Source organism: Candidatus Stoquefichus massiliensis AP9 (assembly GCF_000455285.1).
GTDB lineage: Bacteria > Bacillota_I > Bacilli_A > Erysipelotrichales > Coprobacillaceae > Stoquefichus > Stoquefichus massiliensis.
In genome coordinates this window covers 132212-137430 of record NZ_HG005286.1, presented here as the reverse complement: position 1 = coordinate 137430, position 5219 = coordinate 132212, and the positions used below count along the sequence as shown (strand labels likewise).

General features: G+C 29.2%; 7 protein-coding genes. 1 reads left to right on the top strand and 6 read right to left on the bottom strand.

Annotated features, from left to right (window positions below):
• Window positions 1-65 precede the first annotated feature (65 nt).
• From BN350_RS04840 to BN350_RS04815, 6 genes are read right to left on the bottom strand one after another with little or no spacing between them, the layout of a single operon-like run.
• Window positions 66-959, bottom strand: a complete 894-nt coding sequence (locus tag BN350_RS04840; protein WP_028042574.1) for a WYL domain-containing protein — start codon at window positions 957-959, stop codon at window positions 66-68.
• A gap of 14 nt (window positions 960-973) precedes the next feature.
• Window positions 974-2182, bottom strand: a complete 1209-nt coding sequence (locus BN350_RS04835) for a WYL domain-containing protein (RefSeq protein WP_028042573.1) — start codon at window positions 2180-2182, stop codon at window positions 974-976.
• A gap of 51 nt (window positions 2183-2233) precedes the next feature.
• Window positions 2234-2761 carry a ferritin-like domain-containing protein gene (locus BN350_RS18500; RefSeq protein ID WP_044600124.1) on the bottom strand — a complete coding sequence of 176 codons (528 nt, stop codon included), beginning with the start codon at window positions 2759-2761 and terminating at the stop codon, window positions 2234-2236.
• Between the two features lie 38 nt (window positions 2762-2799).
• Window positions 2800-3306, bottom strand: coding sequence for a GNAT family N-acetyltransferase (locus BN350_RS04825; protein WP_028042572.1), 507 nt, complete (start codon window positions 3304-3306; stop codon window positions 2800-2802).
• Window positions 3296-3805 (bottom strand): GNAT family N-acetyltransferase, encoded by a 510-nt coding sequence (locus BN350_RS04820; protein ID WP_028042571.1) that lies wholly within the window; start codon window positions 3803-3805, stop codon window positions 3296-3298. Before BN350_RS04820 ends, BN350_RS04825 begins: the two co-directional genes overlap by 11 nt.
• A gap of 11 nt (window positions 3806-3816) precedes the next feature.
• Window positions 3817-4737, bottom strand: coding sequence for an aldo/keto reductase (locus tag BN350_RS04815; protein ID WP_028042570.1), 921 nt, complete (start codon window positions 4735-4737; stop codon window positions 3817-3819).
• Window positions 4738-4819: 82 nt separating this feature from the next.
• Between BN350_RS04815 and BN350_RS04810 the strand changes: the two genes are divergently transcribed.
• A complete protein-coding gene (locus tag BN350_RS04810; protein ID WP_028042569.1) occupies window positions 4820-5026 on the top strand; it encodes a DUF1146 domain-containing protein in 207 nt (68 codons plus the stop codon).
• Window positions 5027-5219 lie beyond the last annotated feature (193 nt).

Sequence of the window (5219 nt, the reverse complement as noted above, 5' to 3'; positions counted from 1 at the left end):
TTTCTTAATGACAATTTCATTATAGCTAAAACAAAAAGTAAAATCTTGGAAAAAAAGTTGCGAACTTAACGAAGTTCACAACTTTTTTGCATGAATAAACGTTCTTTTATTAAATGAACAAATGATTCTGGTTCTACAACTTTAACATAAGGACCAAATGAAAGTATACGAATAACAAGTTCATTTTCATCTTCTTTTTCATAATCAATTCTTATTAGATATTTATTTTCACTGATTTGTTGAGCTTGTTTTTGTAAATCAGAAAAATGTGTCATAACGCGATTTAATGCATTTCTTTTATCATAAAGTTCTATTGTTAAATGTTTCTGCAATGATTGATAAGAACGTTGATAGTCTTCATTATAATGTTCTAATAATTGAATAGATTCAATTTGACTAATATTTAATGTTTTGTAAAATCGATTGTTGAGAGTAAGAAGACTAAATTTATCATTTTTTAAAGAGTATTCAATTTTATGGGGTATACAATGAATGGTTTTATGATGATAAGTTATGGACACTTCTTTTTTTTCTTGAATAGCTTTTAAAAGAAGTTGAAAATGTTTTTGATAGATTTCATCCTGGTAAGGATCACCATCTGTATATTGATCATAAATTTTATAATCTTCATAAGTAAATAAGGGATCCTCTTCTATACTAGGAATAGGAGTTGAAAAAAGATTGAATTTTGGATCAAGACTAATGGCTTTCAGCCATCTTCTTTCCATTGTTGTTAAGGGGAATGAGGGAGTATGTAGAAGTGGTGTTTGTAGATTTTGATCAATGAGTTGCCATTTTTCATCATGGATAGATGGAAGAATATATAACTCACTTTCTTGAAATGCATATTGATGAATAACTTCTAACATTTTTTCCTCTGTTAAGTTGTTTTCTAATGCAAGATCAATCATTTTTCCAACACATTGATAATAACATCCATAAATTTCATGAAATAACATTAATGATCATCTCCTTATATTTGATAAAGTTCATACATTTTATTTAGATCTTGTTTAAATTCATTTTCTATTGTTCGATTAGAAAAGTTGAGTTGAGTAATTCGACATATAAAGGTACGTATCCATGGAATCATCTCTAAGGTATCATATACATCAGCAGTAAAACGATAATGAGTCTCATCAATTTTTGTAATTATACCACATCTTTTTTCTCTAAGTAATCTTTGATAGATATATGTTTCATGTGGCTGGATGCAGATTATAAATGATACATGTTCTAATTCTTTTTTTTGATAACATTGAATAGACCATATATGATTTTCAAGTTGTTTCAATTGTTGACGATATTCATTAAATAAAGGATGTATTTCTTGATAGATAATTTCACTGATATAATCAATACGATAACTTTTAATTGCTTTGAAGTGAATACTATAGGCGAGAAGATGAGAACGTCCAGTTTGACAGCTTATATATATTTTAAGAGGAATAACATGAAGTAAATGAGAGTTTGGATTGTATTTTTTTATAAGAATGGATTTTTGATGATGCATAGCATCAAAAAGTTGACACATGATTTCACTATCAATAGCATATGCAATGTAATAATGTTTAAAGCAAAAGATTTGTTGATTGGGAATATGATTAAGGAGATAATAACCAATAATACCAAGGATTCCCATTTCTGAATAAAACGATAGTGCTGTTTCATAGGGAGAGATAGGAAATGTTTTGGTACGTTGATAGATATTTTGATTATCAATTTTCTTTTTTTGTAAAAGGCCTAATTCTATATATTCATTGATCTTTTTTCTAAGTGTTGATTCATCAAAGACAAGAGGTGTTTGAAAACTTTCTAAATATGTATCTATTTGTGCAAGAATATCTTTAAGAGATAAGTTTACAGATTCAGAATTCAGTATATCAAAAATCATAAAATGCAAAGTCATATCTTTAGCTGTAAAACTTTTTGATTGAAAGGCTAAATATAAAGGATTATGTTCAATATGACGACTATCTATTGATAAAAAGATAATTTTAGAGTTTTTATAATGAAATGACATATAATCTTTGAGATAGCTTTCTAATCTTCTTCTTTCATTATCGTATGAACGCTTGCTATTATGATAGAGTAATTCTCTATGTTTAAATCCATAGATATAGAATTCATGCATATATATTCTAATTTTATCAAAATGTTTAATAAGTTCTTGATAAGCCATAATGCATCATCCTTTCCATTATAAAATGATTATAACACAGAAAAAGACAGGCTAATAACCTGTTTCTTCATAATAGCATTTATTTTCTGATTCTTTTAAAAATCTTTTAAAAATTTCTACATGCAGCTGTTCATCTAAAATAATACGTTGCAGCATACTTTGTATAACAGGCTCATCTATGCAAGAAATTTGATTTTGATAGATATCGATTGTCTTTTGTTCCTGTATAATAGCATTTTCAAGCATTGTATTCACTTGTCTTGGATAGACATTATATCCAGGAGACCAATATTCAAGGAAGTCATTTTGACAATCCCAAAGACGAGGGTCAACACCTAGGCGAAAACACATTTCTGCAAAAATTTCTAGATGGTGCATTTCAACAAGACTAATCCCATGCATTGCTTGAGCAAGGTCAGGCCAAGCGTCTTCTGTAATCACATGATTATAAAAATAAAGACTGACTGCGTTCATTTCTGAATGTAATCCACCTAAGTTTGATAGCATCATTTGTCCATAGAGAACATTTACATCAAGATCATCAATAGATGGATAGGGCATATCAATATAATATTTCATATAAAAACCTCCATACTCATAGATATGAAGGTTTATGATTATTTATTCAATATTTTTTCAAAACCAATACGAGGAGCACCACTTGCCAAAGTAATAGTTCCACATGCTACAAAACCATGTTTTGTTAAAAAGCGCTGCATAGAAAGATTATCTTCATGTGTATCAATTCTTATACTCCTAATTTCTTTTTGCTCACATTCATGAATAACATAACTTAATAACTGATAAGCGAGATTTTGTCCTTTTCTTGTTTCATCAACTACAATTCTATGGATAACAGCATAGGGCTGTTGACAAGTCAACCAATTTCCTTGAATAACACTATAACAAGGGTCAGCTTCAATCGCAAAATACATTGTTCCAACGATGTCTTCATCAATAAGAACATAACTATATTTCTTATGTATATCATCCAAAATAGTTTCACTATTTGGATAACCATCCTGCCATTGATCAATATGACTTTGTTTAAAATATTTTTGTGCTTGATGTATCAAAGACATAATCTTTAAAATATCAGGCTCCATTGATTTTCTAATATTCATACGCACTCTCCCTTAAACTATATAAAATTAAATCATGATACAGACCATCTTTATAAACATGTTCTTTTAGATAACCTTCTTCCATAAAATGATTCTTTTTTAAAACATAAGAAGAAGCCGTATTCTCTGCATAAACTTCAGCACATATTTTATGAATAGAAAAATGATAAAACAAATAATCACATAAAATATGAACGACTTTAGTCATAATACCTAAACCCCAATACTGTGAATTAAGCCAATAACCTATATCACAATTTTTCATATAAATATCCTGATGAAATGTCACACCAACACAACCCACACAAACATTGTTAATAACAATTCCAAAATCAACTGCTTGATGTTCTAATGAATGTGTAATGAATGACATTGCGTGATCAAGAGTATATGGATAAGGAAATGATTTTTTTAGATAACGAGAAACATTTGGGTCATTGGCAGCATTAGCTAATTCACAAGGATCAATATCAGTAAGACTTTTTAACTCTATTTTCATTATTTCCTCCCTTAAGGAAGAGGTTTTTCACTCGCAAGGTAAAGATCATACCATTGTTGTCGAGTTAGTTCAACTTTACATGCATCTGCACTTTCTTTGAGATGTACAGGAGATGTTGTACCAACAATCGGTTGCATACAAGCAGGATGACGAAGCAACCATGCAATAGCGATAGCACTCTTCGTTACATGATATTCATCAGCAAGCTCTTGCATGACAGTATTCAATTTTTCATATTTAGGATTATCTAGGAATGTTCCTTCAGCCCAAGATGCTTGAACGACACTCCAAGGTTGAATTGTGATATCTTTTAAACGGCAATAATCTAAGACACCACCATCTTTATCTTGTGCCCAAGCTTCTTTCATATTCATATTTAATCCAGAATCAATCATAACTGAATGGACAATTGATAGTTGTAATTGATTAATAATAATTGGATGTTTTGTATATTTTTGTAATAATTCAATTTGTAATGGGGTGTGATTAGAAACACCAAAATATTTGACGAGTCCAGTTTCATAGAGTTCATCAAAGGCTTCAGCTACTTCTTTTGGATCACATAGAGCATCTGGTCTGTGTAATAACAAAATATCAACATAATCAGTATTTAGTCTCTTTAGTGAAGCCTTTACACTACTTACGATATGTTCTTTAGAAAAATCATATCTTTTTCCAGGAACAATTGCACACTTTGTCTGAATAATCATCTTTTCACGTAATTCAGGATGACGTTTTAAAACTTCACCAAAAATAGTTTCTGATTTTCCACCACCATAAATATCTGCATGGTCAAAAAAATTAATTCCCTCATCAAGAGCGGTATAGATTAATTTTTCTACTTCATCAACACTCTTATCTGCAATTCTCATACACCCTAAAGCAATTCTTGATACATTTAAATCAGTATGTGGTAAATTAAAATATAACATAATCTTTTCCTCCTATATTGTTATTGTACTAAATAATCGTTATAATGTAAAAGATAATTGATGATTAGTGAGGAGTGAAAATATGGTTTATCATATTGTAAATGTAGTTGTTTATATTATTTCTATTACAATGGCTATGATTGGATTAAGTTGTTTTCGTTTTGAAAATTATATTAAACCAACAAAAATTAAGGAATTCTATCTTTTCTATATAGTTGCTTCAGTAGCATTAGGTTATTTGTTTGCATCATTTATATTATCTTTTGGCACATTAAGTTTTCAAATTTGATATAAATTATAAATAGGTCCTTTAGAAAGTTTATTTTCTAATGGACCTATTTTGACGTTAGAGCATCTAAAATATCTTCTTCATTTTCTATACTAAAGATTCTAATCTTTAACTGATTTAGTTGCTCTGTATCACTGTTTTCTATCTCTAATTCAATATTTGGTGATAATCTGCCCAACTTGTACTTTAGCTG

Bases quoted from the DNA above. Each gene is read 5' to 3' on its own strand.
- BN350_RS04820 (WP_028042571.1), bottom strand. From the start codon at position 3,805: ATGAAAATAGAGTTAAAAAGTCTTACTGATATTGATCCTTGTGAATTA.
- BN350_RS04825 (WP_028042572.1), bottom strand. From the start codon at position 3,306: ATGAATATTAGAAAATCAATGGAGCCTGATATTTTAAAGATTATGTCT.
- BN350_RS04815 (WP_028042570.1), bottom strand. From the start codon at position 4,737: ATGTTATATTTTAATTTACCACATACTGATTTAAATGTATCAAGAATT.
- BN350_RS04835 (WP_028042573.1), bottom strand. From the start codon at position 2,182: ATGGCTTATCAAGAACTTATTAAACATTTTGATAAAATTAGAATATAT.
- BN350_RS04840 (WP_028042574.1), bottom strand. From the start codon at position 959: ATGTTATTTCATGAAATTTATGGATGTTATTATCAATGTGTTGGAAAA.
- BN350_RS04810 (WP_028042569.1), top strand. From the start codon at position 4,820: ATGGTTTATCATATTGTAAATGTAGTTGTTTATATTATTTCTATTACA.
- BN350_RS18500 (WP_044600124.1), bottom strand. From the start codon at position 2,761: ATGAAATATTATATTGATATGCCCTATCCATCTATTGATGATCTTGAT.